This window comes from Cellulomonas sp. zg-ZUI22, assembly GCF_017353535.1.
GTDB classification, from domain to species: Bacteria; Actinomycetota; Actinomycetes; order Actinomycetales; family Cellulomonadaceae; genus Cellulomonas; species Cellulomonas wangleii.
The window spans coordinates 22,619-49,268 of the sequence record NZ_JAFMUZ010000005.1 but is presented as its reverse complement, the minus strand read 5'-3'; the positions used below and the strand labels follow the sequence as shown (position 1 = coordinate 49,268).

At 74.3% G+C, this 26,650-nt stretch carries 23 protein-coding genes; 17 read left to right on the top strand and 6 right to left on the bottom strand.

Annotated features, from left to right (window positions below; genetic code table 11):
- Window positions 1-26: 26 nt before the first annotated feature.
- Window positions 27-1,361: a hypothetical protein gene (locus J1G43_RS13920; RefSeq protein ID WP_207378665.1), complete on the top strand. Its 1,335-nt coding sequence runs from the start codon at window positions 27-29 to the stop codon at window positions 1,359-1,361.
- Window positions 1,362-1,383: 22 nt separating this feature from the next.
- Here the strand turns inward: J1G43_RS13920 and J1G43_RS13915 are convergent, their stop codons facing one another.
- The 4 genes from J1G43_RS13915 to J1G43_RS13900 all read right to left on the bottom strand — a co-directional run bounded on the left by J1G43_RS13915 (window position 1,384) and on the right by J1G43_RS13900 (window position 4,127).
- Window positions 1,384-2,040, bottom strand: a complete 657-nt coding sequence (locus tag J1G43_RS13915) for a hypothetical protein (RefSeq protein ID WP_207378664.1) — start codon at window positions 2,038-2,040, stop codon at window positions 1,384-1,386.
- On the bottom strand, window positions 2,037-2,708 hold the full coding sequence (locus J1G43_RS13910) for a hypothetical protein (RefSeq protein ID WP_207378663.1): 672 nt from the start codon (window positions 2,706-2,708) through the stop codon (window positions 2,037-2,039). Before J1G43_RS13910 ends, J1G43_RS13915 begins: the two co-directional genes overlap by 4 nt.
- Window positions 2,705-3,385 (bottom strand): hypothetical protein, encoded by a 681-nt coding sequence (locus tag J1G43_RS13905; RefSeq protein WP_207340861.1) that lies wholly within the window; start codon window positions 3,383-3,385, stop codon window positions 2,705-2,707. Before J1G43_RS13905 ends, J1G43_RS13910 begins: the two co-directional genes overlap by 4 nt.
- 94 nt (window positions 3,386-3,479) lie before the next feature.
- Entirely contained in the window at window positions 3,480-4,127 is a 648-nt protein-coding gene (locus tag J1G43_RS13900; RefSeq protein WP_307859606.1) for a TetR/AcrR family transcriptional regulator, read from the bottom strand.
- Window positions 4,128-4,189: 62 nt separating this feature from the next.
- On the opposite strand from J1G43_RS13900, the gene J1G43_RS13895 reads away from it, so the two are divergent.
- From J1G43_RS13895 to J1G43_RS13850, 10 genes are all read left to right on the top strand, one after another.
- Window positions 4,190-4,357, top strand: a complete 168-nt coding sequence (locus J1G43_RS13895; RefSeq protein WP_207378662.1) for a hypothetical protein — start codon at window positions 4,190-4,192, stop codon at window positions 4,355-4,357.
- A 2-nt stretch (window positions 4,358-4,359) separates the two neighbouring features.
- A complete protein-coding gene (locus J1G43_RS13890; protein WP_207340859.1) occupies window positions 4,360-5,163 on the top strand; it encodes an alpha/beta fold hydrolase in 804 nt (267 codons plus the stop codon).
- A 59-nt stretch (window positions 5,164-5,222) separates the two neighbouring features.
- A complete protein-coding gene (gene ligA, locus J1G43_RS13885; protein ID WP_207378661.1) occupies window positions 5,223-7,718 on the top strand; it encodes an NAD-dependent DNA ligase LigA in 2,496 nt (831 codons plus the stop codon).
- On the top strand, window positions 7,715-9,088 hold the full coding sequence (locus J1G43_RS13880; protein ID WP_307859605.1) for a GNAT family N-acetyltransferase: 1,374 nt from the start codon (window positions 7,715-7,717) through the stop codon (window positions 9,086-9,088). The genes ligA and J1G43_RS13880 overlap by 4 nt, the downstream gene beginning before the upstream one ends.
- Window positions 9,089-9,233: 145 nt before the next feature.
- The gene (locus J1G43_RS13875; protein ID WP_207340857.1) at window positions 9,234-9,656 is read left to right on the top strand and encodes a pilus assembly protein CpaE; all 423 of its coding nucleotides are present in this window, start codon (window positions 9,234-9,236) and stop codon (window positions 9,654-9,656) included.
- Window positions 9,657-9,767: 111 nt separating this feature from the next.
- Entirely contained in the window at window positions 9,768-10,064 is a 297-nt protein-coding gene (gene gatC / locus J1G43_RS13870; RefSeq protein ID WP_207340856.1) for an Asp-tRNA(Asn)/Glu-tRNA(Gln) amidotransferase subunit GatC, read from the top strand.
- A gap of 1 nt (window position 10,065) precedes the next feature.
- Entirely contained in the window at window positions 10,066-11,583 is a 1,518-nt protein-coding gene (gatA, locus tag J1G43_RS13865) for an Asp-tRNA(Asn)/Glu-tRNA(Gln) amidotransferase subunit GatA (protein ID WP_207378660.1), read from the top strand.
- Window positions 11,583-13,094 carry an Asp-tRNA(Asn)/Glu-tRNA(Gln) amidotransferase subunit GatB gene (gene gatB / locus J1G43_RS13860; protein WP_207340854.1) on the top strand — a complete coding sequence of 504 codons (1,512 nt, stop codon included), beginning with the start codon at window positions 11,583-11,585 and terminating at the stop codon, window positions 13,092-13,094. Before gatA ends, gatB begins: the two co-directional genes overlap by 1 nt.
- 136 nt (window positions 13,095-13,230) lie before the next feature.
- Window positions 13,231-13,779 carry a GNAT family N-acetyltransferase gene (locus tag J1G43_RS13855; RefSeq protein ID WP_207340853.1) on the top strand — a complete coding sequence of 183 codons (549 nt, stop codon included), beginning with the start codon at window positions 13,231-13,233 and terminating at the stop codon, window positions 13,777-13,779.
- Between the two features lie 2 nt (window positions 13,780-13,781).
- Complete coding sequence (locus tag J1G43_RS13850; RefSeq protein ID WP_207340852.1) at window positions 13,782-14,723, top strand: 2-hydroxyacid dehydrogenase; 942 nt, start codon at window positions 13,782-13,784, stop codon at window positions 14,721-14,723.
- A 96-nt stretch (window positions 14,724-14,819) separates the two neighbouring features.
- On the opposite strand, the gene J1G43_RS13845 is transcribed toward J1G43_RS13850, so the two are convergent.
- Entirely contained in the window at window positions 14,820-16,202 is a 1,383-nt protein-coding gene (locus tag J1G43_RS13845; RefSeq protein WP_207378659.1) for a deoxyribodipyrimidine photo-lyase, read from the bottom strand.
- Between the two features lie 87 nt (window positions 16,203-16,289).
- Between J1G43_RS13845 and J1G43_RS13840 the strand changes: the two genes are divergently transcribed.
- Window positions 16,290-17,837 carry a peptide MFS transporter gene (locus tag J1G43_RS13840; RefSeq protein ID WP_207340850.1) on the top strand — a complete coding sequence of 516 codons (1,548 nt, stop codon included), beginning with the start codon at window positions 16,290-16,292 and terminating at the stop codon, window positions 17,835-17,837.
- A gap of 50 nt (window positions 17,838-17,887) precedes the next feature.
- On the opposite strand, the gene J1G43_RS13835 is transcribed toward J1G43_RS13840, so the two are convergent.
- The gene (locus J1G43_RS13835) at window positions 17,888-18,919 is read right to left on the bottom strand and encodes a LacI family DNA-binding transcriptional regulator (protein ID WP_207378658.1); all 1,032 of its coding nucleotides are present in this window, start codon (window positions 18,917-18,919) and stop codon (window positions 17,888-17,890) included.
- Between the two features lie 99 nt (window positions 18,920-19,018).
- Between J1G43_RS13835 and J1G43_RS13830 the strand changes: the two genes are divergently transcribed.
- The 5 genes from J1G43_RS13830 to ilvD all read left to right on the top strand — a co-directional run bounded on the left by J1G43_RS13830 (window position 19,019) and on the right by ilvD (window position 26,645).
- On the top strand, window positions 19,019-20,317 hold the full coding sequence (locus J1G43_RS13830) for an ABC transporter substrate-binding protein (RefSeq protein WP_207378657.1): 1,299 nt from the start codon (window positions 19,019-19,021) through the stop codon (window positions 20,315-20,317).
- Between the two features lie 209 nt (window positions 20,318-20,526).
- Complete coding sequence (locus J1G43_RS13825; RefSeq protein WP_307859604.1) at window positions 20,527-21,363, top strand: sugar ABC transporter permease; 837 nt, start codon at window positions 20,527-20,529, stop codon at window positions 21,361-21,363.
- On the top strand, window positions 21,360-22,244 hold the full coding sequence (locus J1G43_RS13820) for a carbohydrate ABC transporter permease (protein ID WP_207340846.1): 885 nt from the start codon (window positions 21,360-21,362) through the stop codon (window positions 22,242-22,244). The genes J1G43_RS13825 and J1G43_RS13820 overlap by 4 nt, the downstream gene beginning before the upstream one ends.
- Window positions 22,245-22,364: 120 nt before the next feature.
- Window positions 22,365-24,644: a glycoside hydrolase family 3 N-terminal domain-containing protein gene (locus tag J1G43_RS13815; RefSeq protein WP_307859603.1), complete on the top strand. Its 2,280-nt coding sequence runs from the start codon at window positions 22,365-22,367 to the stop codon at window positions 24,642-24,644.
- 138 nt (window positions 24,645-24,782) lie between these two features.
- On the top strand, window positions 24,783-26,645 hold the full coding sequence (ilvD, locus tag J1G43_RS13810; protein ID WP_207340845.1) for a dihydroxy-acid dehydratase: 1,863 nt from the start codon (window positions 24,783-24,785) through the stop codon (window positions 26,643-26,645).
- Window positions 26,646-26,650: the final 5 nt, after the last annotated feature.

The following is a 26,650-nucleotide window of genomic DNA, read 5'->3' as shown; positions in this document are numbered from 1 at the left end:
GCACGTCGCACGCCATGATGTCCGCCGTGAGCGACGCCCCCACCACCGCCCCCGCACCACGCCCGGCCCTGCGGGCCTGGCTGCGTGACCTGGGCGCGGTCGTGGCCCACGGCGTGCGGCTCTGGGTGCGCACGTGGCCCCTGCTGCTCGTGATCGCGCTGCTGGCCGTCGCCGGCCGGCACGCGGCCGGCTGGGCCGCCGTCAACGCGTCCGCCGTCAACAACACGCTCGGGTGGGCGGTGCTGGTGCTCGCGCCGCTGAGCATGGTCGCCGGGATCGTCGCCATGCTGCACGTGCTGCGCAGGGACCTGCCCGCGCTCGACGCGCTGGGCCGCACGCGGGGGCCGGACGACGCGGCGTCGGGGCACGAGCGCGGCCTGGTCGACGTGCTGGCCTCGGTGTTCGTGCCGTTCCTCGCGCTGTACGCGTCCTACGGGTTCCTGGCGGAGGACCGGGCGCGGTTCCTCAACACCGCGGCGTACCGGCAGTTCATGGAGAACGGGTTCTCGCTCACGGGGGACGGGGCCGACGGGTCGTTCGTCGACCTCGCGACCGGGTGGGGGCTCGTCGCCGTCGTGGTGGTCGCGGTCGTCCTGCGCTGGCTGCTGGGCCGGTGGGAGGGCCGCAGCCACGTGCGCGCCCTGGCGTTCGCGGGCGCGTACGTCGAGGCCTTCTGGCTGCTGGTCGTCGCGGCGTTCACCACCGAGCTGCTGGACGGCGTGTGGGCGTGGGTCGAGAGCCGGCGCGCCGTCGCGGTCGTGCTCGACTGGTGGCTGACCGTGCTCGAGGCGCTCGGGCCCGTGGCCGGGCCGGTCGACGCGGTCGTCGACGGTGTCGTCGGCGTGCTGGGCAACCTGGACGACCTCGTCGTCATCCCGCTCGCGTGGCTGACCGTCGGCGCCGTCGTGTACGGGCACAGGCTCGCGGCGCCCCCGGCACCGACCCGACGCGTCGCGCCTGCCGTCTGGCAGCGCGTGCCGGCACCCGTGCGGCGCTGGACGAGCGAGGCGGCGGCGCCGGTGGTCGGCGACGTGAAGGGCCGGTTCACCGCGCTCGTCGACGGGCTGCGCCGGCTCGCGGTCGCGGGCCTGGGCCCGATGCTCGTCTTCGCGCTCGCCTTCCTCGTGGCCACGCGGGTCGAGGAGGGCATCCTCCTCGCCGCCCGCGAGGTCGGCGGCCCGCAGGACGTCGACACGTGGCTGGCCTTCGCGCCCATGGTGTCGGCCGTCGCGACCGCCGTGGGGCTGACGATGACGATCGCCCTGCTCGCGGCGGGCGTCGACCGCATCCTGGCTGGTCAGGCCGCCACCGTGGCGCCCGAGCCCGTCCCGGCCGAGCCTGCCCCGGCGGAGCCGGTCTGACGGGTCGCGCGGGCAGGTCGGGTCAGCCCGTCGCCTCGAGGACCACGTGGTCCGGCATCTGCCACCACAGCACGACGTCCGCCACCTGCACGTCCTGCGGCACGACGACGACCGGGGAGACCGACCACGTGCGGGGTCGCGGCGGGGCGTCGGGGTTGCCCAGCGCGCCGTCCAGGTCGTCGCCCAGCGACGGCCACGGCCCGGTGGCGTCCGCGGGCACGCACGGGGACGCGGGCTGGTACGCGCCCCAGCCGATCGCGACGTAGTCGTACCGCGTGCCGGCGGCGTCGCGGACCGCGAGCGAGCACGTGACGAGGGGGACGTCGGGGTCGGCCTCCAGCGTGAGGTCGACCTGCACCGCACGCGCGCCCGCCGGCAGCTCGAGACCCTCGGGCAGGCGCGGCGCGTCGCGGACGTCGTCGAGCCGGAGCCGCACGTCGATCGGGCCCACGCCCTCGACGTCCTGGTGGAACCCGACGGTCGCCCCCGGCGCCGCCGTGGTCGGACGGCGCAGGTCCTGCTCCCACCACAGCGTGCGGACCCGGTCACCCGCCGCGACCGCCGTGAGCGCGAGCGCGACCGGCAGCGCGACGAGCGCCCACCGGTTGCGGCGCCACCACCCGGTGGGCGCGGGCGTGCCCGGGGCGGCCGGTGCGGTCGTCGCGGGGGCGGCGGTCACGGCTCCTCCGGTGGTGCGTCGGACGGCGGGCCCGCGAGCACGGGGTCCTCGGCGGCCGCCCACGCGTCGGCGTCGGCCGGCGTGAGCCCGAGGTCGATGTCGGCGACGTCGTCGCGGCGCTGGTCCTTCTGCTCGAGCCCCAGGCGCAGGTGCGCCCCGGCCACCGCCTCGGGCGGGACCTCGACGCGCAGCGTCGCGTACCGGGCGATGCCCGGCTGCGCCGTCCCGGGCAGGAACGACGAGCGGCCGCTCGTGAAGACCGTGTACGTGCGGCCGTCGCCGCCCCGCAGCTCCGCGAAGCCGAGCGCACGCGGCTGCCCGAGGGCGTCGATCGTCACCGGCACCGTCAGCCAGACCCCCGGCGTCGCCAGGAGCGTGCCGTCGTCGGGGTCGAGGACCACGGCGCCCGTCGGCTCGCCGGCCGTCACCCGTGCGTACCGCAGCTCGACGGTCTCCCCGACGGCCGCGGTGCGCACGAACGGCGCCTGCACGCGCTCGTCGACGGGGAAGGCCGTCACGACGACGTGGCCCACGGCGAGGGCGGCCAGCACCGCCGCGCCCGCGCCGAGTGCTCGAGGCCGCGGCACGGCGGGGGAGCGGCGGGGCGGTGCGGGCGTCGCCGGGCCGCCGGCGACCGGGGTGTCCGCGATCGTGTCGGACGTGCTCATGCCTCGCCCTCCTGCTCCGCGTCGGACACGGCCTCACGCACGGCGAGCTCGCCGCGGACGGCCGGTGCGGGATCCCACCAGGCGAGCGTCGGGTCGAGGCTGCCGCGGCGCCACGTGTGCTGCTGCAGCAGGACGGACGCGGTCGTCGGGGGTGCGGCGGCCCCGTCCTGCTCGAACAGGAAGGCGGCCTCGTACGTCAGCCCCGGCTGCACCGGGCTGAGCGACGAGCCGTCCTCGAGCACCGCGACGGACGTCGCCCGCGTGGCGGCGCCTGCGGGACGTCCGACCAGGCCGTCGACGTCGGCGAGCACCAGCGCCTCCTGCAGCGTGGTACCCAGGAGGCCCGCGTCGCTCGTGTTACGCACGGTCGCGACGACGCCCACCCACCGGTTGCCGTCGTCCGACAGGTACTGGCCGGGCAGGTCGGTGGTCCACACGACGCGGTGCACGGTCAGCTCGAACGGTGCGACGTCGACCGGCGTCCCGACGGTGAGCACCTCGGGGCCGTCCTGCGTCTGCTCCTCCAGGCCACCGAAGCCGGCCGTCGCCGCGAGCAGCACGAGGGCACCGCCCAGACCGATGCGCCGCAGCGGCTGGTCGAGCACACGCCGAGCGACCTTGCTGCCGCTGCGCCGGGCACGTGCGCGCAGGTCGGGCGGGGCGGCGGGACCGGACACGCGCCCGAGTGTAGGGGCGGGCGACGGCGCGACGGTGGGCTGCGGCGGGTGAGGTCGTGGCCCGTGGGGAGGGGGTGACGCACCGCGCTCCGGGTCAGGGAGCCGTCGGTGCTCCGTCGCCGCCGGGGCGTCCGCTCGCGACGGCGCGCACGAGGCCCGCGACCACGACGGACGCCGCCGCGTCGCGCTCCGAGCGGGGCAGGGAACGCAGCGGACCCAGCGCCGCGAGCGTCGCGTACCCGTGGACGCCGGACCAGCAGGTGAGTGCGGCGCCGTCGACGGACCCCGGGGCGAGCCGCCCCTCGGCGACGAGCCGCGCGAGGGCGTCGTGCAGCTGGTGGTACGGCGAGCGACCGGCGCCGCCGCCGGCCTCCGGTGCGTCGACCTCGGCCATGTCCTCCATCGCGAAGAGCCCGACGTCGAACAGCCCCGGTTCGTCGAGGGCGAACCGGATGTACCCCTCACCGACGGCCGTCAGGGCGGCGGTGCCGTCGGCGGCGCCGGCGAGCCCTTCCTCGACGGTGCGCGCCATGCGGCCGAGCGCCACGCGCGCCACGGCGCGCAGCAGGGCGTCGCGGTCGGCGAAGTGGCGGTACGCGGCCCGCGGCGTGACGCCCGCGCGGCGGGTGACCTCGCGCAGCACGACGGCGGCTGCGCCCGTCTCGCGGGCGAGGTCCACGCCCGCGTCGATCAGCGCGGCCCGGAGGTCACCGTGGTGGTACGTACCTCTTGCGCTCGTCACACGCCGAAGTCTACGGTGTGGACATATCCGGAAGTCCACACCGTAGACATAGGGGGCCGACGATGTCGTCACCGCTGGACCACGCCTTCACCGCACCGCTCGAGAAGGACGGCGCGCTCGACACCTCCCTCACGGTCCCCGACTCCCACCACGTGCTCGGCACGGGACGCGCCATGAAGGTCGCCGCGGGCGACGAGGTCGCGGTGCACCTGACGGCGCGGCGGGCCTGAGCGTGGCCGCCGACGTGCGCGCGCTGGACGTGCCCGGCGCCCGCCTCACCTACGAGGTCCGGGGCACCGGGCCGCTGCTCCTGCTCATGGGGTCGCCCATGGGTGCGGCGTACTTCGCCGACGTCGCCGATGCCCTCGCCGGCAGGCGCACCGTCGTCACCCACGACCCGCGCGGCATCGCCCGCAGCACCGTGGACGACCCGGCGCAGGACTCGACCCCCGAGCTGCGCGCCGCCGACGTCGCGGCCCTGCTCGACGCGCTCGGCGCCCCGGTGGCCGACGTCCTCGGGTCCAGTGGCGGTGCGGTGACCGCTCTCGCGCTCGCCCAGCAGCACCCCGGACGCGTCCGCACGCTCGTCGCGCACGAGCCGCCGCTGCTCGGCCTCCTGCCCGACGCGGCGACGCACCACGCCCGCACGGAGCTGGTCGTCCAGACGTTCCACGAGCACGGAGTCGCCGCGGCGTGGGGTGCCTTCGCCGGCGCGGCGGGCTGGGAGGACGACGCCGAGGGGCCGCCCGTGGTGGACGACGACGAGGGGTTCGCGCGGGACAGCGCGCGCTTCTTCGCCCACGAGCTGCGCGGCACGACCACGTGGCTGCCCGACGTCGCCGCGCTGCGCGCCGGCGCGCAGCGGGTCGTGGTGGGCGTCGGGGAGGAGTCGGCCGCGCTCGAGACGGCCGCCACCTCGGCCGCGCTCGCAGGGCTGCTCGGCGTGGACGTCACGCCCTTCCCCGGCGAGCACGGCGGGTTCATGGAGCAGCCGGCGGCGTTCGCGGAGCGGCTCGTCGCGGTCCTGGACGACTGAGGGCCGGGCGCCGACGGGACTGGTCGGTCGGTGTGGGTGCCGCACGCCATGATGGGGGCGTGAGCGACGTGACCCCCGCGACCCCCGAGCACGACGTCCCGGCCGAGGCCCGCCACCGCTGGACGGAGCTGGCCGAGCAGGTCCGGGCGGACCAGTTCGCGTACTACGTGCGCGATGCACCGACGTCGTCGGACGCGGAGTACGACGAGCGGATGCGTGCCCTCGAGCGTCTGGAGGAGGAGCACCCGGGCCTGCGGACGCCGGACTCGCCGACCCAACGCGTCGCCGGCACGTTCTCGACGGACTTCACGGCGGTCGAGCACGTGCAGCGCATGCTCTCGCTCGACAACGCGTTCTCGCGCGAGGACCTCGTCGCGTGGTCGGAGCGCGTGCACCGGGACCTGGAGGCCACGGCCCGGCTGGACTACCTGTGCGAGCTGAAGATCGACGGCCTGGCCATCGCGCTGCTGTACGAGAAGGGACGCCTGGTGCGGGCGGCCACCCGCGGCGACGGCCGCACGGGTGAGGACGTCACGCTCAACGTCCGCACCATCCCGACCATCCCCGACGTCCTCGCCGGCGACCCCGCGACGCACCCCGACCTCATCGAGATCCGCGGCGAGGTGTTCCTGCCCGTCGAGGCGTTCCGTGCGCTCAACGAGGCGCAGGTCGCCGCCGGGAAGGCGCCGTTCGCCAACCCCCGCAACGCCGCAGCGGGCTCGCTGCGCCAGAAGGACCCCCGCGTGACGGCGACGCGGCCGCTGCGCATGTACGCGCACGGCATCGGCGCGCTGACGTGGGGGCAGGGGCGAGGCACCGGCATCGCGCGCCAGTCGCAGGTCTACGACCTGCTGGCCGGCTGGGGCGTGCCGACGTCGACGCACACGCGCGTCGTGGGGAGCCTGGACGAGGTCTGGGAGCGCGTCGCGTACTTCGGCGAGCACCGCCACGACGTGGAGCACGAGATCGACGGGATCGTCGTCAAGGTCGACGACATCGCGCTGCAGCGGCGCCTGGGCGCCACGAGCCGCGCGCCGCGCTGGGCGATCGCGTACAAGTACCCGCCGGAGGAGGTGAACACCCGCCTGCTGGCGATCGAGGTCGGCATCGGCCGGACCGGGCGCGCGACCCCGTTCGCCGTCATGGAGCCGGTGCTCGTCGCAGGCAGCACGGTGCGCCAGGCCACGCTGCACAACCAGGACGTGGTGCGGGCCAAGGGCGTGCGGGTCGGCGACATGGTCGTGCTGCGCAAGGCGGGCGACGTCATCCCCGAGATCGTGGGCCCCGCCCCGCAGGCCCCGGGCGACGACGTGCCGCGCGTGGAGTGGCACATGCCCGCCGACTGCCCCGAGTGCGGCACCCCCCTGCGGCCCATGCGCGAGGGTGACGTCGACCTGCGGTGCCCCAACGCGCAGGGTTGCCCGGCGCAGGTGCGCGGACGCCTCGAGCACATCGGCTCCCGCGGCGCGTTCGACATCGAGGTGCTCGGGGAGGTCACCGCCGCGGCGCTGACGCAGCCCGAGGTGCCCGAGACGCCCCCGGTGCCCAACGAGGCGTACCTCTTCGACCTGGTCGGGTACGGGCCGGACGCGACGCCGGACGAGGTCGACCGCGTGCGCACCGCGAGCCTGGCGCGGCTCGCCGAGGTCGAGGTCGTCGTCCGCGACGCCGAGACCGGGCTGCCCAAGGAGGACGAGGACGGCACGCTGCGCCGCCGCACGCCGTTCCGGCGCACGCTCAAGCACACGAGGGCGCAGCGCGCCGCCGCGGAGGCCGAGGGCCGCACGCTGCCCGACTGGGAGCCCTCGGAGGCGGCGCGCACGCTGCTGGACCAGCTCGACCTCGCGAAGACCAAGGAGCTGTGGCGCGCGATCGTCGCGCTGAGCATCCGCAACGTCGGGCCGACCGCCGCGCGGGCGCTCGCGCAGGAGTTCGGGTCGATGGCGGCGCTGCGGGAGGTCGTCGACCCGGACGCCGGCGCGGGTGCGGGTGCGGACGACGGCGCCCGGCAGGACGCCCTCGACCTCGAGGTCGCGAGCGGACCCGACGGCGACGGCGGGACCGTGCCGGACCCGCGGGCAGCCCGGCGGGCGGCCGCGGTCGAGCGGCTCGCGGGCGTCGAGGGCGTCGGGCCCACGATCGCGCAGTCGCTGCTGGACTGGTTCGCCGAGCCGTGGCACCGCGAGATCGTCGACCGCTGGGCCGCCGCGGGGGTGGTGATGGCGGACGCCGCCGACGACTCCACGCCGCGCACCCTCGAGGGCGTGACCGTCGTGGTCACCGGCAGCCTCGACGGCTTCAGCCGCGACGGCGCCAAGGAGGCGATCCTGGTCCGTGGGGGCAAGGCCTCCGGCTCCGTGTCGAAGAAGACGGACTTCGTGGTGGTCGGCGAGAACGCCGGCTCCAAGGAGACCAAGGCGCGCGAGCTGGGGCTGCGGATCCTCGACGAGGCGGGGTTCGAGGCGCTGCTCGCGGGCGGTCCGGCGGCCGTGGCGCCGGCCGACGACGCGACGGGTCCGGGTGCGGAGGGCTCCGCGGACGGCGACGGCGCGTGAGCGCCCCCGGCGGCGCGCAGCCCGCGACGGCCGGGGGCCGTGTCGTCGGGCCGGTGGGCCCCGTGCGGGTGCGGCCGGCGACCGCGGCCGACGTGCCGCAGGTGGGCGACGTCACCGCGCGCGCGTACGTCACGGACGGGATCGTCGAAGCCGACCACTGGTACGCCGCGGAGCTGCGCGACGCCGTGCGGCGCGTGTCCGACGCCACCGTGCTGGTCGCCGCCGTCCCGGAGCCGGACGGGCCCGCGGGGACACCACCACCGGGTGCGTCCGGCGGTGGGGCCGCCGAGCGCGTGCTCGGCACCATCACCCTCGCGGTCCCGGGGTCCTCCTACGCGGAGATCGCGCGGGACGGGGAGGTCGAGCTGCGGATGCTCGCGGTGGACCCTGCCGCTCGCGGGGCCGGGGTCGCGGAGCAGCTGGTCCTGGCCGCGCTGTGCGAGGCGGTCGGCCGCGGCACGCGCGACGTCGTGCTCTCGACGCTCGAGACGATGCACGCCGCGCACCGGCTGTACGCGCGGCTCGGGTTCGTCGCGCGACCCGAGCGCGGCTGGTCGGACGAGGTGCAGATGCGTGTCCTGACGTGGCGTGCGCCCGACGCCCCGGGCGCGCTGGTCGAGGCCGCGACCTGGCCCGCGCCCCGCGTCGTGGACGTCGAGGGCTGGCGCGTCGGCCTGTCCGGGGGCGTCACCCGCCGCGCGGGCTCGACGATCGCCCTCGGCGACGTCGCCGACCTGCCCGCCGTGGTCGACCGCGTGGAGCGGCTGTACCGGGCCGACGGTGGGCCGGCCGTCTTCCGGGTGGGGGACCCGCAGAACCCGGCGGGCCTCGTGGCGGAGCTCGCAGCGCGCGGTTACGTCGAGGCGGCGACCGCGGACGTGCTGGTGCGGGACCTGGCGGCCCCGGACGCGACGTCGGGCTCCGGACCGGACGCCCCGGACCGGATCACCGGCGTCCGCATCCGCGTGGCGGACGCACCGGACGACGCCTGGCTCGACCTGTGGCTGGCCGGCAAGGGCGGTGCGCGCGCGGCGTCCCACGCCATCGTCGCCGGCGCGCCGGCGCTCTACCTGACGGCCACGGACGCGGACGGCGCTGATCTCGGCGTCGTCCGCGCCGCGCAGGCCGAGGACTGGGTCGCGCTCTCGTGCCTGCAGGTCGTGCCCGCCGCGCGGCGACGAGGGCTCGGGCGGGCGCTGACGCAGGAGGCGCTGGCGGCTGCCGGCCGGGCCGGCGCGCGGCGCGCGTTCCTCCAGGTCGAGGTCGAGAACACGGCGGCGCACCGGCTCTACGCCACGCTCGGCTTCCGGCCCGCGCACCGGTACGCCTACCGCGAGCAGCCCGGGGCCGCGGCCGGTACGGGCTGCTGACCCGCCCCGGCCGCGGCCCGGCGTCCCCGTGCGGTCGGGCGCCCGCGTCGCTGGGCCCGCGCCGGCGGCGCGCCGGCGGCGTGCCGGCGGCGCGCAGGACGCCGCCGGGCGGGCCGAACGGCGTCGGGACGCCGATACTGGACGCATGATCTCGACGGACAACGCCGTGGCCCTGGAGGCCGCCGGTCTGCAGTGGCACCCCCGGGCGGGCGACAGGTTCGTCCTGCGCGGTGCCGACATGGGCGGCGAGGTGTTCACCATCTCCGAGATGGTCGTCGAGGCGCACGAGTACTCCACGGGCACCGTCCTGGGCTTCAACGGGACGACGGAGTGGGCGCTGGACTCCGTCCGCCAGGAGGACGCGCTGTGGCTGCCGCGCGAGGACCAGCTGCGTGAGCTGCTGGGCGGCACGTTCCGCAGCCTCGCCCGGTCCACCGACGGGCGCTACCAGGTGCTCGTCGAGCTCGTCGGACAGCCCGAGCGGGTGTTCACGGCCGACGACGCCCCGGACGCCTACGCCGAGGCGCTGCTCGCGCTGGTCAGCGCGGCGACGTCGCGGGTCGGCTGACCGCCGGCCCCTCGGCGGGTCCGCCGGGTCGGCGTCGTCCGGTCGCGACGGGCGCGGCCCGCAGCGGACGCGCCCACGGCGGCCACCCGCCCGCGACTAGACTCACGGACCATGTCCACCCTCTCCCGCGACGAGGTCGCGCGCGTCGCCGCGCTGGCCCGGATCGACCTGACACCGGCCGAGCTCGACCGGCTGGCGGGCGAGCTCGACGTCATCGTCGAGTCCGTCGCCCGCGTGTCCGAGGTCGCCACCCCGGACGTCCCCGCGACGAGCCACCCGCTGCCGCTGACCAACGTGTTCCGTGCCGACGAGCCGGTCACGCCGCTCGACCGCGACGAGGTGCTCGCGCAGGCCCCCGCGGCCCGTGACGGCAAGTTCCTCGTCCCGCAGATCCTCGGGGAGGAGTGACGTGACCGACCTGACCCGGATGACCGCGGCGGAGCTGGCCGACCGGCTGACCGCGCGCGAGGTGACCAGCGTCGAGGTGACGCAGGCGCACCTCGAGCGCATCGCAGCCGTGGAGCCCGCCGTCCACGCGTACCTGCACGTCGCGACCGACGAGGCGCTGGCCACCGCGGCCGACGTCGACGCCCGACGGGCTGCGGGCGAGGACCTGCACGCGCTCGCCGGCGTGCCGATCGCCGTCAAGGACGTCGTCGTGACGCGCGGCCTGCCCACCACGGCCGGTTCGCGCATCCTCGAGGGCTGGGTGCCCCCGTACGACGCGACCCTCGTCGAGCGGATCAAGGCCGCGGGCCTGCCGATCCTCGGCAAGACCAACATGGACGAGTTCGCCATGGGCTCGTCGACGGAGCACTCGGGCTACGGCACCACGCACAACCCGTGGGACCTCGAGCGGATCCCCGGCGGCTCCGGCGGCGGGTCCGCCGCGGCCGTCGCGGCCTACGAGGCACCGCTCGCGATCGGCACCGACACGGGCGGCTCGATCCGTCAGCCCGCTGCCGTCACCGGCACCGTCGGCGTCAAGCCGACCTACGGCAGCGTGTCGCGCTACGGCCTCATCGCCCTCGCCTCGAGCCTGGACCAGGCGGGCCCGTGCACGCGCACGGTCCTCGACTCGGCGCTGCTGCACGAGCTGATCGGCGGGCACGACCCGCGCGACTCGACGTCGCTGAGCGACCCGGCGACGGGGTACGTCGCGGCGGCCCGCGAGGGTGCGTCGGGCGACCTGACGGGCGTCAGGGTCGGCGTGGTGCGCGAGCTGCAGGGCGAGGGCTACCAGCCCGGCGTCCTGGCGCGGTTCGAGGAGTCGCTCGAGGCGCTGCGCGGCGCGGGCGCCGAGGTCGTCGAGGTCTCGTGCCCGTCGTTCGCGTACGCGCTCGCGGCGTACTACCTGATCCTGCCCGCGGAGGCGTCGAGCAACCTGGCGAAGTTCGACGGCATGCGCTTCGGCCTGCGCGTCGAGCCGAGCGATGGCCCGGTGACCGCCGAGCGCGTCATGGCCGCGACCCGTGGCCAGGGGTTCGGTGACGAGGTCAAGCGCCGCGTCATCCTCGGCACGTACGCCCTGAGCGCCGGCTACTACGACGCGTACTACGGGTCGGCGCAGAAGGTCCGCACGCTCATCCAGCGCGACTTCGCCGCGGCGTTCGAGGCGGCCGACGTGCTGGTCTCGCCCACGGCGCCGACGACGGCGTTCAAGCTGGGCGAGAAGCTGGACGACCCGCTGGCGATGTACCTCAACGACGTCGCGACGATCCCCGCGAACCTCGCGGGGATCCCGGGCATGTCGCTGCCGAACGGGCTGTCGGACGACGGCCTGCCCGTGGGCTTCCAGATCCTCGCGCCGGCGCGCGAGGACGCCCGCCTGTACCGCGTGGGAGCGGCGCTCGAGGCGCTGCTCGAGACGAGCTGGGAGGGCCCGCTGCTGGGCCGCGCCCCCGAGCTGGCCGGAGGGGCAGCCTGATGAGCACGACGACCGACGTCGACCTGGTCGACTACGACGACGCGGTGGCCCGGTTCGACCCGGTCATCGGCATCGAGGTGCACGTCGAGCTGGGCACGCGGACCAAGATGTTCGACGGCGCCGAGCAGTCGTTCGGCGAGGAGCCGAACACGCAGATCACGCCGACGAGCCTGGGCCTGCCGGGCGCGCTGCCCGTCGTCAACGGCACCGCGGTGGAGTACGCGATCCGCATCGGCCTGGCGCTGAACTGCTCGATCGCGCAGTCCTGCCGGTTCGCGCGGAAGAACTACTTCTACCCGGACGTGCCGAAGAACTTCCAGACCTCCCAGTACGACGAGCCGATCGCCTCCGAGGGCTTCGTCGACGTCGAGCTGGAGGACGGCACCACGTTCCGCGTCGAGATCGAGCGCGCGCACATGGAGGAGGACGCCGGCAAGAACACGCACGTCGGTGGCGCCACCGGGCGCATCCACGGCGCGGAGTACTCGCTGGTCGACTACAACCGCGCCGGTGTGCCGCTGGTGGAGATCGTCACGAAGCCGATCACCGGGGCGGGGGAGCGGGCACCGGAGGTCGCGCGCGCGTACGTCCAGACGCTGCGCGACATGTTCCGCGCGCTCGGTGTCTCCGAGGCCCGCATGGAGCGTGGCAACGTGCGCGCCGACGTGAACGTCTCGCTGCGCCCCACGCCGGCCGACGCCCTGGGGACCCGGACCGAGACCAAGAACGTCAACTCGTTCCGCTCGGTCGAGCGTGCCGTCCGCTACGAGATCAGTCGCCAGGCGGCGATCCTCGACGCCGGCGGCGTGATCGTCCAGGAGACCCGGCACTGGCACGAGGACACCGGCATCACCACCGCCGGGCGCGTGAAGTCGGACGCCGAGGACTACCGCTACTTCCCCGAGCCGGACCTCGTGCCGATCGTCCCGGACCGCGCCTGGATCGAGGAGATCCGTGCGGCCCTGCCCGAGCTGCCCGCCGCGCGCCGCCGCCGCCTGCAGGGTGAGTGGGGCTACGCCGACGCCGAGATGCGCGACGTCGTCAACGCCGGTGCGATCGAGCTCATCGAGGCCACGGTCGCGGCGGGCGCGAGCCCGGCCGCTGCCCGCAAGTGGTGGATGGGCGAGCTGGCCCGCACGGCCAAGCAGCAGGAGGTCGAGCTCGCGGACCTGCCGATCACGCCCGCCCAGATCGGTGCGCTCCAGCAGCTCGTCGACGCCGGTCGCATCAACGACAAGCTGGCGCGCCAGGTGCTCGAGGGCGTGCTGGCCGGTGAGGGCGATCCCGAGCAGGTCGTCGTCGCCCGAGGGCTCGAGGTCGTGTCGGATGACGGCCCCCTGCTCGAGGCGATCGACGCGGCCCTGGCCGCCCAGCCGGACATCGCGGAGAAGATCCGCGGGGGCAACCTCGGGCCGGTCGGCGCCATCATCGGCGCGGTCATGAAGGCGACGCGCGGGCAGGCGGACGCCGGTCGCGTGCGCGAGCTCGTGCTGGAGCGCGTCTCCGCCTGACGCAGGAGCCGACGCACCGGCGTGCGTCGTGTCGTGACGTCCCGGTCGTCCCGGTTCCGTACGATGCGACGCACGCCGGAGGGCAGTCGGTGGGGGTGCCCGGACCGGCGCCCGCCGGAGCGCGACGGAGGTAGCGATGCAGAAACCCACCCTGCAGGGCGAGATGATCGTGCTGCGTCCGATCGGCACGGACGACGCCGACGCGATGTGGGACATGCTCGACGACGCCGAGGGCAAGCGGCTCACGGGCACCACGCGCGGGTTCACGCGCGAGGAGGTCGACGCCTGGTGCGCGAGCCGCGAGGCCGCCGAGGGCCGGTACGACTTCGCCGTGACGGCGTTCGGTGACGACGAGTACCGCGGCGAGATCGTCCTGACGGACGTCGACCCCGACGTGCGGTGCGCCTCGCTCCGCCTGTCCATGCGCCCGCTCTACCGGGGTCGCGGCTACGGGACCGAGGCGATCGAGCTGGTCCTCGGCTTCGCGTTCGACGGGCTCGACCTGCACCGGGTGGAGCTCGAGGCGCTGAGCATCAACACCCGTGCGGTGTCCCTGTACGAGAACATCGGGTTCCGCCGCGAGGGACGTCGGCGCGACGCGTACCGCGACGGGGCCGGGTGGTGCGACGCGGTCGTCATGTCGATGCTCGAGGACGAGTACCGCGCCGGCCGGGTGGCCTCCTGACCGTGCTGACCGTCACCGTCCCCGACGACGACCTGCTGCACCGTCTCGCCGACCTGGCGGCGTCCCACCGGGACGACCTGCGCCTGGTCCGGTGGGACCTGTCCGGACCGCTGGACCCCGGCACCGCCGCCGACGTGGACCTCGTCGTGGTACCCCACTACTTCGTGCGGCCCGGCGGCTTCGACGTGCTGCGGGACCTGCCGCGCCTGCGGTACGTGCAGCTGCCCAGCGCCGGCTACGAGCACGCGCTGCGGCACCTGCCCCCGGGCGTCGTGCTGTGCAACGGCCGGGGCGTGCACGACGCCGGCACGGCCGAGCTGGCCGTGGGGCTCACCCTCGCCGTCCAGCGGGACCTGCCGCGTGCCGTGCGGGCGATGGACGAGGGCCGGTGGGACAACCCGTTCGGGCCCTCGCTGGCGGACCGCCGTGTGCTCGTCGTCGGGCAGGGATCGGTCGGGCGGGCGATCGTCGCCCGGTTCCGACCCTTCGAGGTGGAGCTGGTCCGCGTCGCGGCCACCGCCCGGGACGACGCCGACGGCCACGTGCACGGCGTCGACGAGCTGCCCGACCTCCTGCCCGACGCGGACGTCGTCGTGCTCGCCATCCCGTTGTCGCGCACGTCGTACCACCTGCTCGACGCCGCCGCGCTGGCGCGCATGAAGGACGGCGCCCTGCTGGTCAACGTCGCGCGCGGCAAGGTCGTCGACACCGACGCGCTGCTGGCCGAGCTGGGCGCCGGCCGCCTGCGGGCCGCCCTGGACGTCACCGACCCCGAGCCGCTGCCCCCGGACCACCCGCTGTGGCGGGCCCCGAACGTCCTGGTCACCGCGCACCAGGGCGGCAACACCGACGCGACCTTCCCGCGGGTCGCGCAGCTCGTGCGGCGGCAGGTCATGGCGCTGCTGGCGGGGGAGCCTCCGGTCAACGAGGTCGCGCGGACCTGACGCGCGGGTCGTCCGGCCGGGGTTCCCGGCTGAGGAGTGCGTCCGGCTGAGGGCGGCGTCCGGCCGGGACGGCCCGGGCCGAGGTGGACCCGGGGGTCAGGTGGGGCGGCGGGCGTGGTCCGCGAGTGCGACCTCCCGCTCGTGCGCGTGGTCGACCATCGGGTCGGGGTACCCCGGCGGCGGGCCGTCGGGCAGCCGCCACGGCTCGTGCACCGCCGCGCCGGGCACGCCGCGCAGCTCGGGCACCCAGCGGCGCACGTACGCGCCGTCCGGGTCGAAGCGTCGGCCCTGGGTCACCGGGTTGAAGATCCGGAAATAGGGGGCCGCGTCCCGCCCGGTGCCCGCGACCCACTGCCAGTTGAGCTGGTTCTGCGGCACGTCACCGTCGACCAGCCAGGCCATGAAGTGGTCGGCACCGCGCTGCCACGGGATGTGCAGGTCCTTGACCAGGAAGGACGCGACGACCATGCGGACCCGGTTGTGCATCCAGCCCTCCGCGCGCAGCTGCCGCATGCCCGCGTCGACGAGGGGGTAGCCCGTCCGGCCCTCGGTCCACGCGGTGAGGGCGTCGTCGGCGGCCGCCCCGGTCGCCCACGCGTCGTCGGGCACGGCCGGACGCAGCGAGCGTCGGGTCGCGTCGGGGGAGTGCCACAGCACGTCGGCGTGGAACTCCCGCCACGCGAGCTCCGAGCGGTACGTCGCGACCGACTCCGCCGCCCGCCCGGTCGCACCCGTGCCGGCGGCGGCCAGGTCGGCGAGCATCGTCCGCGGGTGGATCTCGCCGTGCTTGAGGTGGACCGACATGCGCGAGGTCACGTCGAGGTCGGGGCGGTCCCGGTCCACGTCGTACCCGTCGAGGTCGTCGCGCAGGAACGCGCGCCAGCGTGCGTGCGCGGCGTGCTCCCCGGCGTCCGGCAGCCGCACGTCGGTCGGTGGGGCGTCGGGGACGCCGTCGGAGGGGAGCGTCGCCCACGGCACGGAGCCCGGCCGGGGTGCCGGTGCGTGCCAGCCGTGGTCCAGCCAGGCCCGGCGGAACGGCGTGAAGACCTGGTAGGGCCCGTCCTGCCCCGTGCGCAGCCGGCCCGGCGCCACGGCGTACGGGGAGCCGGTGCGGACCAGTGCCGCGCCTCCCGCCGCGAGAGCGGCGGCCACCGCGTCGTCGCGGCGCCGGCCGTAGGGCTCGGTCGCGGCGCTGACGTGCACGGACGTCGCACCGACCTCGCGGGCCGCCTCCGGCACCACGTGGTCCGCCCGGCCGTGGCGCACCACGAGCCGCCCTCCGGTCGCCTCGTCCAGCGCGCGCAGCGACGCCGCCAGGTACGCCAGGCGCGGGGCGCCGGCGGAGTGCTGGAGCACCGGGTCGACGACGTAGAGCGCGACGACCTCGTCGTCGTCGGCGCGGGCCTGCGCGACCGCGGCGAGCAGGGCCGGGTGGTCGCCCAGCCGCAGGTCACGACGGAACCAGCAGATCGTCGGCACCCGCCAAGGTAACCCGGCCGCTCCCCGACGGCGCGGGCTGCCCGTCCCCGAGGTGCACGTGCGTGCGTGCGAGACGACCATGGCTGGATGAGCGAAGCCGCCGACGTCCCGGCCGTCGAGGTGGAGGTGACGGGACGCGCACCTCGGGAGCGGACCTTCTTCGGCCACCCCTTCGGGCTGTTCACGCTCTTCACCACCGAGCTGTGGGAGCGGTTCAGCTACTACGGCATGCGCGCGATCCTCTTCTACTTCCTCACCGACACGTTGGCGAACGACGGGCTCGGGCTCGACGACGCGACGGGTGCCGCCCTCGTGGCGGTGTACGGGTCGGCGGTCTACCTGGTCACCGTGGTGGGGGGGTGGGTGGCCGACCGGCTCATCGGAGCGCGCCGGTCGGTGCTGTGGGGCGGTGTCGTCATCGCCGCCGGGCACGTCAGCCTCGCGGTCCCCGCGCACTGGACCGCCTACCTGGGCATCGTCCTGGTCGCGCTCGGGACGGGCCTGCTCAAGCCGAACGTCTCCAGCATGGTGGGCGAGCTGTACCGGCGGGACGACCCGCGCCGGGACTCCGGCTTCTCGATCTTCTACATGGGCATCAACATCGGGTCGTTCACCGCACCGTTCATCGTGCAGATCGCCCGCGAGATCGGCGGGTACCACGCCGGGTTCTCCGTCGCCGCCGTCGGGATGGGGCTCGCGCTGGTCGCGTTCGTCCTGGGTCGCCGCGCGCTGCACGGGGCCGGCGAGGTCGTGCCCAACCCGCTCACGCCGCAGGACCGGCCGCGCGTCGTGCGGATGGCGCTGCTCGTGGTCCTGGCGCTGCTCGCCGCCACGGCGCTGGCGTGGCTGGTCGTGCGGGCCGGTGGCCGCGACGTCGGTGCGCTGAACATCATCATCGACGCGCTGTCGTACCTGGCGTTCGCCGCCCCGGTCGTCATGTTCCTCGTGATGTTCCGCTCGCCCAAGGTGAACACCGCCGAGCGCTCGCGCCTCGGCGCCTACATCCCGCTGTTCGTGGCCGCCATGCTCTTCTGGATGATCTTCGAGCAGGCCTCGAACACCCTGTCGCAGTACGCCCGGGACCACACCGACCTCGACGTCGGCGGCGTGACCATCTCGCCGGTGCTGTACCAGTCGGTGAACCCGGCCTCGATCATCCTGCTGGCCCCGGTGTTCGCCTGGCTGTGGGTGAAGCTCGACGGGCGGCCCTCCACGGCTGTGAAGTTCGCGATCGGGCTGACGCTGGCCGCGCTGAGCTTCATCTTCCTGGCGGGCGCGTCGGCCGTGGCGGGCGACGGCCGCTCGCCGTGGTGGGTGCTCGTCGTCGTGTACGTCGTGCAGACCCTCGGGGAGCTGTGCCTGTCACCGGTGGGGCTGGCCGCGACCACCCTGCTGGCGCCCCGCGCGTTCCGCGGGCAGGCCATGGCGCTGTGGTTCCTGGCCCCCGCGGCGGGGCAGGCGATCACGGCGCAGCTCATCACCGCGACCGAGGGCATGAGCCGCACGGCGTTCTTCGGCGGGATCGGCGTCGTCGCCCTGGTCGTCGCCGGGGCGATGTTCGCGCTGTCGCCGTGGGTGACGCGCCGGATCCGCGAGGGTGCCGAGAGCGACGAGGACGTCGCGGCGCGGGCGTGACCGCCGTCGCCCCGCCGTGACGAGGGCCGTCCCCCGCGACGACTGGTCGCTCAGGTCCGGCGCGGCGGGGGCGCCGTGGAGGCGCGGGGCACCAACGACGTCGGCAGACGCCGGTGCGTCGTGCCGTCCGTGCCGGCGATGAGGTCCACGAGCAGGTGCAGCGCGGCGGCACCCATCGCCTGCAGCGGCTGCTCGACCGTGGTCAGCGGCGGGACGCTCAGGGCGGACTCGGGGACGTTGTCGAAGCCGATCACCGACAGCTCGGAGGGCACGCCGATCCCCAGCGAGCGGGCGACGTCGAGCACGCCGAGCGCGGACAGGTCGTTGGCGGCGAACACCGCGGTCGGGGGGTCCTCGCGGTCGAGCAGGACCCGGGCGGGCTCCTGCGCCGTCCCGCGGCGGTAGTCGCCCATGCCGACCAGCGACTCGTCGACCGGGACGCCCGCGTCGGCCATGGCGCGCCGGAAGCCCTTCTCGCGCAGCCGCGCGGAGTCGAGGTCGGGGCGTCCGCCGAGGAACGCGATGCGCCGGTGCCCGAGCTCCAGCAGGTGGCGCGTGGCGAGCACGGCGCCGGTGAGGTTGTCCGAGTCGACCGTCGGCAGGCCCGTCGGCCCGGTGTGCGGGTCGACCGCGACGACGGGGACGCCGGGACGGGCCTCGACGACCGTCGGGGTCACGATGATCGCGCCGTCGATGAGGGTGCCGGACAGGCGGGACAGGTACCGCCGCTCCCAGCCGACCTCGGCCGAGCCGCCACCGCCGCCGGAGTACGCCAGCAGCTCGTACCCGGTGGCTGCCACGGCGCTGCCGGCGCCCTTGAGGAGCTCCGCGGAGAAGGGCTCGAACTCGGCGACCAGGATGCCCAGCACGTTCGTCCGGTAGGACCGTAACGACCGTGCGCCGAGGCTCGCCTCGTAGCCGAGATCGGCGATGACCTCCTGCACACGCTCAAGTGTGCGCTGCGAAACGCCGTAGCGACCATTGACCACCTTGGAAACGGTCGCGACGGAGACCCCGGCTGTCCGGGCGACATCGGCCATCTTGACGCGGGGGAACGGGTCCACGTCGAGATCATAGGACATCGTGTCGATAACGTTATCGACATCGATTGACACCGCTCCTGGACCACTGTCAATGTTGCGCCCGTCCCGACCTGTCAGCGACGACGAGGAGATTCAAAGATGAAGAGGACTGCGGCACTGCGCGCGGTCGCGCTGGGCGCGGCGGTAGCGATGATCGCGACCGCGTGCGCCTCCGGCAGCGGCAGTAACGAGGAGACCGAGGGCGACGGCGACAACGTCACCCTCACGTGGTGGCACAACTCGAACACCGGCGCCGGCAAGGACTACTACGACACGCTGGCCGACCAGTTCGAGACGGACCACCCCGGTGTGACCGTCGAGGTCAGTGCCATGGCGCACGAGGACATGCTCACCAAGCTGGACGCGGCCTTCCAGAGCGGCGACCAGCCCGACGTGTTCATGGAGCGCGGCGGCGGCGAGCTGAAGGCGCACGTCGAGGCGGGTCTGGTCAAGGACATCACCGAGCCGGCCGCCGAGACGATCGCGGCCATCGGCGGCTCCGTCGCCGGCTGGCAGGTCGAGGACAAGACGTACGCCCTGCCGTTCTCGCTGGGCGTCGTGGGCTTCTGGTACAACAAGGCGATCTTCGCCGACGCCGGCATCACCGAGGCGCCGACGACGATGGACGAGCTGTACGCCGCCATCGACACCCTCAAGGGCGCCGGCATCGAGCCGATCTCGGTCGGAGCCGGCGACAAGTGGCCCGCCGCGCACTACTGGTACTACTTCGCGCTGCGGCAGTGCTCGCAGGAGGTCCTGGCGGACGCGACGCAGACGCTCGACTTCTCGGACGACTGCTGGGTCCGTGCCGGTGAGGACCTCGAGGCCCTCGTCGCCAAGGAGCCGTTCAACACCGGCTTCCTGGCCACGGTCGCGCAGACCGGCCCGGCCTCGGCCTCCGGCCTCCTCGCGAGCGGCAAGGTCGCCATGGAGCTGGCCGGCCACTGGGAGCCCGGCGTCATGCAGGGCCTGACGGACGACGGTCTGGGCCTGGGCGAGAACACGGGCTGGTTCGCCTTCCCGGCGGTCGACGGCGGCGACGGTGACCCCACCGCGCAGCTCGGCGGCGGCGACGCGTGGGCGTGCTCCAACGACGCCCCCGACGTCTGCGTCGACTTCCTCGAGTTCATGCTCTCGAACGAGGTCCAGAAGGGCTTCGCCGAGTACGACATGGGTCTGCCCACGCTCCCGTCGGCCACGGCCTTCGTCTCGGCGCCCGAGCTGGCTCAGCTGCTCGCCGTCCGCAACGAGGCGCCGTACATCCAGCTGTACTTCGACACGGCGTTCGGTGAGAGCGTCGGTGGCGCGATGAACGACGCCATCGCCAACGTGTTCGGCAGCGTGGGTACGGCCAAGGACATCGTCGACGCGACCCAGGCCGCGGCCGAGAACGCCTGACGGACGTGGCAGGAGACCTGATCCCCCGTGGGGGACGCGCAACCAGGACTGCTGCCGCCACCGCTGTGAATCCGGGAGCCACCGACCAGGCCACGGCCTGGTCGGTGGCCTCCGGGCCGCGGGGGCGCGGAGCGTCGTCGAACGCATGGCGAAAGCGCCTCGAGATCACGTTCTTCGTGGCCCCGGCCCTCGTGCTTTTCGCTCTCTTCGTGGTCGTGCCTGTGCTGCAGGCCGGCCACTACTCGGTGTACAAGTGGAACGGCCTCGGGCCGCTCGAGAACTTCGTCGGCCTCCAGAACTACGTGCAGGCGCTCGGCGACCAGATCTTCCAGCGGGCCGTCCGCAACAACCTGACGATCGCCTTCCTGTCGATCGCCATCCAGCTGCCCATCGGCATCATGGTCGCGCTCCTGCTCAACCGCAGGTTCCGCGGTCAGACGGCGATGCGCGTCATCGTCTTCGTCCCCTACGTGCTGGCCGAGGTCGTGGCCGGTGTGGTCTGGGCGCTCATCCTGCAGCCGAACGGGCCGCTCGACGCGCTGCTCGACTCGGTGGGCCTCGGGGCGATCGGCCAGGTCTGGCTCGGTGACCCCAAGGTCGCGCTGTGGACCGTGATGGGCGTCCTGACCTGGAAGTACGCGGGTCTGGCGATCGTCCTGCTGCTCGCGGGCCTCCAGGGCGTCCCGGAGGAGCTGCACGAGGCCGCGCAGATCGACGGCGCGTCGTGGTGGCAGGTGCAGCGCAAGATCACGATCCCGCTGCTCGGTCCCACCATCCGCACGTGGATCTTCCTGTCGATGATCGGCTCGCTGCAGCTCTTCGACATGGTCTGGATCCTCACCAAGGGCGGCCCGGTCAACGCGACCGTCACGATGGCGACGTACCTCATCAACCAGGGCACGGACCGTCAGCAGTACGGCTACGCCTCGGCGGTGGCGATCCTGCTCTTCGCCATCTCGTTCATCCTGGCGATCCTCTACCAGACGTTCTTCCTGAACCGCGACGCCGGCGAGGACAAGCCGCGTCGGAAGAAGGTGGCCCGATGACCTCAACCCTCGCCCCGCCCACGCGGGCGTCACGCTCGGCACGGTCACGGACCGGGTCGCGGGTCGCGCGCCGCACGAGCCCGTGGGTCTACGTCGCCTCGGTCGCCATCGCCGCCGTGGTGCTCTCGCCCGTGCTGTACGCCGTCATCGGCGGCTTCCGGTCCAACGGGCAGCTCGCGGCCGACCCGACCGGTCTGCCGAACCCCTGGGTGTTCGCCAACTACATCGGCGTCATCACCTCCGGGAACTTCTGGACCTACGCGCTGAACTCGGTGATCATCGCCGTCATCACGACGGCGCTCGTGGTGGTCGCCGGCGTCATGGCTGCGTACCCGCTCGCGCGGTTCCGGTTCAAGGGCCGCCAGGCGCTGTTCAACGTGTTCGTGCTCGGTCTGCTGTTCCCGCTGACCGTGGCGATCATCCCGCTGTTCCTCATGGTGCGTGACCTGGGACTGACCAACACGTACTGGGGCGTGGCGCTGCCGCAGGCGGCGTTCGCGCTGCCGATGACGATCGTCATCCTGCGGCCGTTCCTCATGTCGCTGCCGAACGAGCTCGAGGAGGCGGCGATGCTCGACGGCGCGTCGCGCATCGGGTTCTTCTGGCGGATCCTGGTGCCGCTGTCCGGCCCCGGCATGGTGACGGTCGGCGTGCTGGCCTTCGTGGGCTCGTGGAACGGCTACCTGCTCCCGCTGCTGTTCCTCAACCGGCCCGAGCTCAAGACGCTGCCGCTCGGGGTGGCGGACTTCTCGACGCAGTACTCGGCCGACACGGCCGGCGTCCTGGCGTTCACGTCGCTCGCCATCATCCCGGCGCTGGTGTTCTTCCTGACGATGCAGAAGCGCATCGTCAGCGGTCTGCAGGGGGCCGTGAAGGGCTGAGCCCTTCCCCCTGACTTCCCACCCTGGTCGCTCGGGGCCCGCCCGCACCGTGTGTGCGCCGGGCCCCGAGCGCCCCGTGCCCGCATCGTGGCGGTCGCGCACTCCCGAGGAGACAGTCCAGTGACGGAGCTCGAGTTGTCCGCAGGCCCGCGCGTGTCGGACCGGGTGCGTGACCTGCTGTCCCGCATGACGCTGGAGGAGAAGCTCGCCCAGATCGTCGGCTTCTGGGAGAAGAGCGAGGGCGAGGCGGTGGCCCCGCTCCAGGGTGAGTTCGAGGAGGAGCGCGGTCTCGACGACGTCACCCGGGACGGGCTGGGGCACCTGACCCGCGTCTACGGCACCCGCCCGGTCGACGCGGCCGAGCGGGCGCGCTGGCTGTGGGACAAGCAGCGCTGGTTCGTCACCGGTACCCGCCTGGGCATCCCCGCCCTCGTGCACGAGGAGTGCCTCACCGGCCTGTCGGCCTGGGGTGCGGCCACCTTCCCGACGCCCCTGGCCTGGGGCGCGTCGTTCGACCCGGACCTCGTGACCCGCATGGGCGAGCTCATCGGCGGCTCGATGCGGACCCTGGGCATCCACCAGGGCCTCGCGCCGGTCCTCGACGTGATCCGCGACCCGCGCTGGGGGCGGGTCGACGAGTGCATCGCCGAGGACCCGTACCTGGTCGGCACGCTGGGCACGTCGTACGTGCGGGGCCTGCAGTCGACGGGGGTGCACGCCACCCTCAAGCACTTCGTCGGGTACTCCGCGTCGCGGGCGGGGCGCAACTTCGCGCCCGTGCACGCGGGGACGCGCGAGCTCGCGGACGTGCTGCTGGTGCCCTTCGAGATGGCGGTGCGCGACGGCGGCGTGCGGTCGGTCATGTCGTCGTACAACGAGATCGACGGCGTCCCGGTCGCTGCGGACCCGTCCCTGCTCACCGGGCTGCTGCGGGACCGCTGGGGCTTCGACGGGACCGTCGTGGCCGACTACTTCGGTGTGGCGTTCCTGCAGCTGCTGCACCACACGGCCCGTGACCTGGGCGATGCGGCCGCGCAGGCCCTCACCGCGGGCGTGGACATCGAGCTGCCCACGGGCGACGCCTACCTCGGCCCGCTGGCCGCGGCCGTCCGGGCCGGCACGGTGGACGAGGCGCTCGTCGACCGGGCCGTGCTGCGCGCGCTCGCGCAGAAGGAGGAGCTCGGCCTGCTCGACGCGACCTTCGAGGACGCGCCCCCCACGGACGTGGACCTCGACTCGCCCGCGCACCGCGAGGTCGCGGCGCTGCTGGCCGAGCGCTCGCTCGTGCTGCTCAGCAACGACGGCACGCTGCCCCTGGCGCCCGAGGCGCGCGTGGCGGTCATCGGGCCCAACGCCGACCGCGTCGCCGCGCTGTTCGGCTGCTACTCGTTCCTCAACCACGTCCTCGCGCACCACCCCGGCACCCCGGTCGGCATCGAGACGCCGACGGTGCTCGAGGCGCTGCGGCGCGAGCACGGCGGTGAGGTCACGTTCACGCAGGGCTGCGCGGTGGACGACGACGACCGCTCGGGCCTCGACGCGGCGGCGGCTGCCGCGAGCGCCGCGGACGTGGCGGTGCTGGTCGTGGGCGACCACGCGGCCCTGTTCGGCCGCGGCACCGTGGGGGAGGGCTGCGACCGCGACGACCTCGAGCTGCCCGGCGTGCAGCGGGCGCTCGTGGAGGCCGTCCTGGCCACGGGCACGCCGGTGGTCCTCGTCATGCTCACGGGTCGGCCGTACGCGGTGGACTGGGCGCTGGCACGCTGCGCCGCGGCGGTCCAGGCGTTCTTCCCCGGTGAGGAGGGCGGCCCGGCGGTCGCCGGCGTCCTGACCGGGCGTGTCAACCCGTCCGGCAGGCTGCCGATCAGCATGCCGCGCTCGGCGGGCGCCCAGCCCTACAGCTACCTGCACCCGGCGCTGGGCGGCGACGGCGACGTCACCAACCTCAGCACCGTGCCGGCGCTGCCGTTCGGCCACGGGCTGTCGTACACGTCGTTCACGCGCACGAACCTGCGGGTCGCGGGCGGCGCCTCCACGAGCAGCGGCCTCACGGTCACCGTCACGGTCACCAACACCGGTGGGCGGGCGGGCGCCGACGTCGTGCAGGTGTACGGCCGGGACGTGGTCGCCAGCGTGACCCGGCCGGTCGCGCAGCTGCTCGGCTACCACCGCATCGAGCTGGCCGCCGGGCAGAGCGCGGAGGTCGAGCTCGCGGTGCCCGCCGCGCGGCTCGCGTTCACCGACCGCTCGGGCCGGCGCGTCGTGGAGCCCGGCGAGCTGCAGGTGTGGGTCGGTCCGTCGTGCGCGCAGCGGGAGGTCGAGACGACCGTCGAGCTGACGGGCGGGACGTACGCGGTGACGCCCGACGACCCGCGCTGGAGCGGCGTCACCGTCCTCTGAGGCGCCGGCCGGCAGCCCGCCGGACCTGCACGGACGGATCATCCAGCGGACGCGCGGCACGTCCGCGCGTCCGCCCGACGTACCGTGGTGCACGGCCACCGTGAGGTGGCCGTGACCCCGCCGAAGGAGACCCTCGCGATGAGCCGTCCGCTGCGCTCTCGTACCTCGACCCACGGTCGCAACATGGCCGGTGCCCGCGCCCTGTGGCGCGCGACGGGCATGGGCTCGGAGGACTTCGGCAAGCCGATCATCGCGATCGCGAACTCGTACACGCAGTTCGTCCCCGGGCACGTCCACCTCAAGGACATGGGCGACCTGGTCGCCTCGGCCATCCGCGAGGCGGGCGGCGTCTCCAAGGAGTTCAACACGATCGCCGTCGACGACGGCATCGCGATGGGCCACGGCGGCATGCTGTACTCGCTGCCCAGCCGCGACCTCATCGCCGACTCGGTCGAGTACATGGTCAACGCGCACTGCGCCGACGCCCTGGTCTGCATCTCCAACTGCGACAAGATCACGCCCGGCATGCTCAACGCCGCGCTGCGGCTGAACATCCCCGTGGTGTTCGTGTCCGGCGGGCCGATGGAGGCCGGCAAGGCGGTCGTCGCGGACGGCGTCGCCCGCACGCCGCTCAACCTCGTCAACGCGATCAACTACTCGGCCGACGACAACGTCTCGGACGCCGCGCTGGCCAGCGTGGAGGAGAACGCCTGCCCCACGTGCGGCTCGTGCTCCGGCATGTTCACGGCCAACTCGATGAACTGCCTCACCGAGGCGCTGGGCCTGTCGCTGCCGGGCAACGGCTCGACGCTGGCCACGCACACCGCGCGCCGTGAGCTGTTCCTCGAGGCGGGCCGCACGATCGTCGACCTCGCGCGCCGGTACTACGAGGACGCGGACGACACCGCAGCCCCGCGCTCGATCGCGACCAAGGCGGCGTTCACCAACGCGATGACGCTCGACGTGGCCATGGGCGGCTCGACCAACACGGTGCTGCACATCCTCGCCGCCGCGCAGGAGGCCGAGGTCGAGTTCACGCTGGACGAGATCGACGCCATCAGCCGGCGCGTGCCGTGCCTGTCGAAGGTCGCGCCCAACCACCCGGACTTCCACATGGAGGACGTCCACCGCGCCGGCGGCATCCCGGCGCTGCTGGGCGAGCTGGACCGCGGCGGGCTGCTCGACCACGACGTGACGAGCGTCCACACGCCCACGCTGCGCGCGTGGCTCGACGACTGGGACGTCCGCGGCGGCAAGGCCACCCAGCGGGCGAAGGACCTGTTCCTCGCGGCCCCCGGCGGCGTGCGGACCACGCAGGCGTTCTCGACGTCGAACGTGTGGGAGTCCCTCGACACCGACGCCGCGAACGGCTGCATCCGCGACGTCGCGCACGCCTACACGGTCGAGGGTGGCCTGGCGGTGCTCCGCGGCAACCTCGCCGAGGACGGCGCGATCCTCAAGACCGCCGGCATCGACCCCGATGTCTTCCACTTCGTCGGCCGGGCGCTGGTCTGCGAGTCGCAGGACGAGGCCGTCGACAAGATCCTGCGCAAGGAGGTCCAGCCGGGTCATGTCGTCGTCGTCCGCTACGAGGGCCCGGCGGGCGGTCCCGGCATGCAGGAGATGCTCTACCCGACGTCCTTCATCAAGGGCCGCGGCCTGGGCAAGGTGTGCGCGCTCATCACCGACGGCCGGTTCTCCGGCGGGTCGTCCGGCATCTCCGTGGGCCACATCAGCCCCGAGGCGGCCGCCGGCGGCACGATCGGCCTCATCGAGGACGGCGACGAGATCGAGATCGACGTCGAGACCCGGCTCATCCGCGTGAACGTCCCCGACGAGGTGCTCGCCGAACGCCGCGCCAAGATGGAGGCGCGCGAGAACCCGTGGCAGCCCGTCGACCGGGACCGCTACGTCTCCCCGGCGCTGCAGGCATACGCCGCGATGGCGACGAGCGCCGACCGCGGGGCCGTGCGCGACGTCAGCCGGCTGCGGCGCCGCTGAGGCGT

Bases quoted from the DNA above. Each gene is read 5' to 3' on its own strand.
- J1G43_RS13910 (WP_207378663.1), bottom strand. From the start codon at position 2,708: ATGAGCACGTCCGACACGATCGCGGACACCCCGGTCGCCGGCGGCCCG.
- J1G43_RS13895 (WP_207378662.1), top strand. From the start codon at position 4,190: ATGTCGTCACCGCTGGACCACGCCTTCACCGCACCGCTCGAGAAGGAC.
- J1G43_RS13875 (WP_207340857.1), top strand. From the start codon at position 9,234: ATGATCTCGACGGACAACGCCGTGGCCCTGGAGGCCGCCGGTCTGCAG.
- gatC (WP_207340856.1), top strand. From the start codon at position 9,768: ATGTCCACCCTCTCCCGCGACGAGGTCGCGCGCGTCGCCGCGCTGGCC.
- gatB (WP_207340854.1), top strand. From the start codon at position 11,583: ATGAGCACGACGACCGACGTCGACCTGGTCGACTACGACGACGCGGTG.
- J1G43_RS13855 (WP_207340853.1), top strand. From the start codon at position 13,231: ATGCAGAAACCCACCCTGCAGGGCGAGATGATCGTGCTGCGTCCGATC.
- J1G43_RS13840 (WP_207340850.1), top strand. From the start codon at position 16,290: ATGAGCGAAGCCGCCGACGTCCCGGCCGTCGAGGTGGAGGTGACGGGA.
- J1G43_RS13835 (WP_207378658.1), bottom strand. From the start codon at position 18,919: ATGTCCTATGATCTCGACGTGGACCCGTTCCCCCGCGTCAAGATGGCC.
- J1G43_RS13830 (WP_207378657.1), top strand. From the start codon at position 19,019: ATGAAGAGGACTGCGGCACTGCGCGCGGTCGCGCTGGGCGCGGCGGTA.
- J1G43_RS13820 (WP_207340846.1), top strand. From the start codon at position 21,360: ATGACCTCAACCCTCGCCCCGCCCACGCGGGCGTCACGCTCGGCACGG.
- ilvD (WP_207340845.1), top strand. From the start codon at position 24,783: ATGAGCCGTCCGCTGCGCTCTCGTACCTCGACCCACGGTCGCAACATG.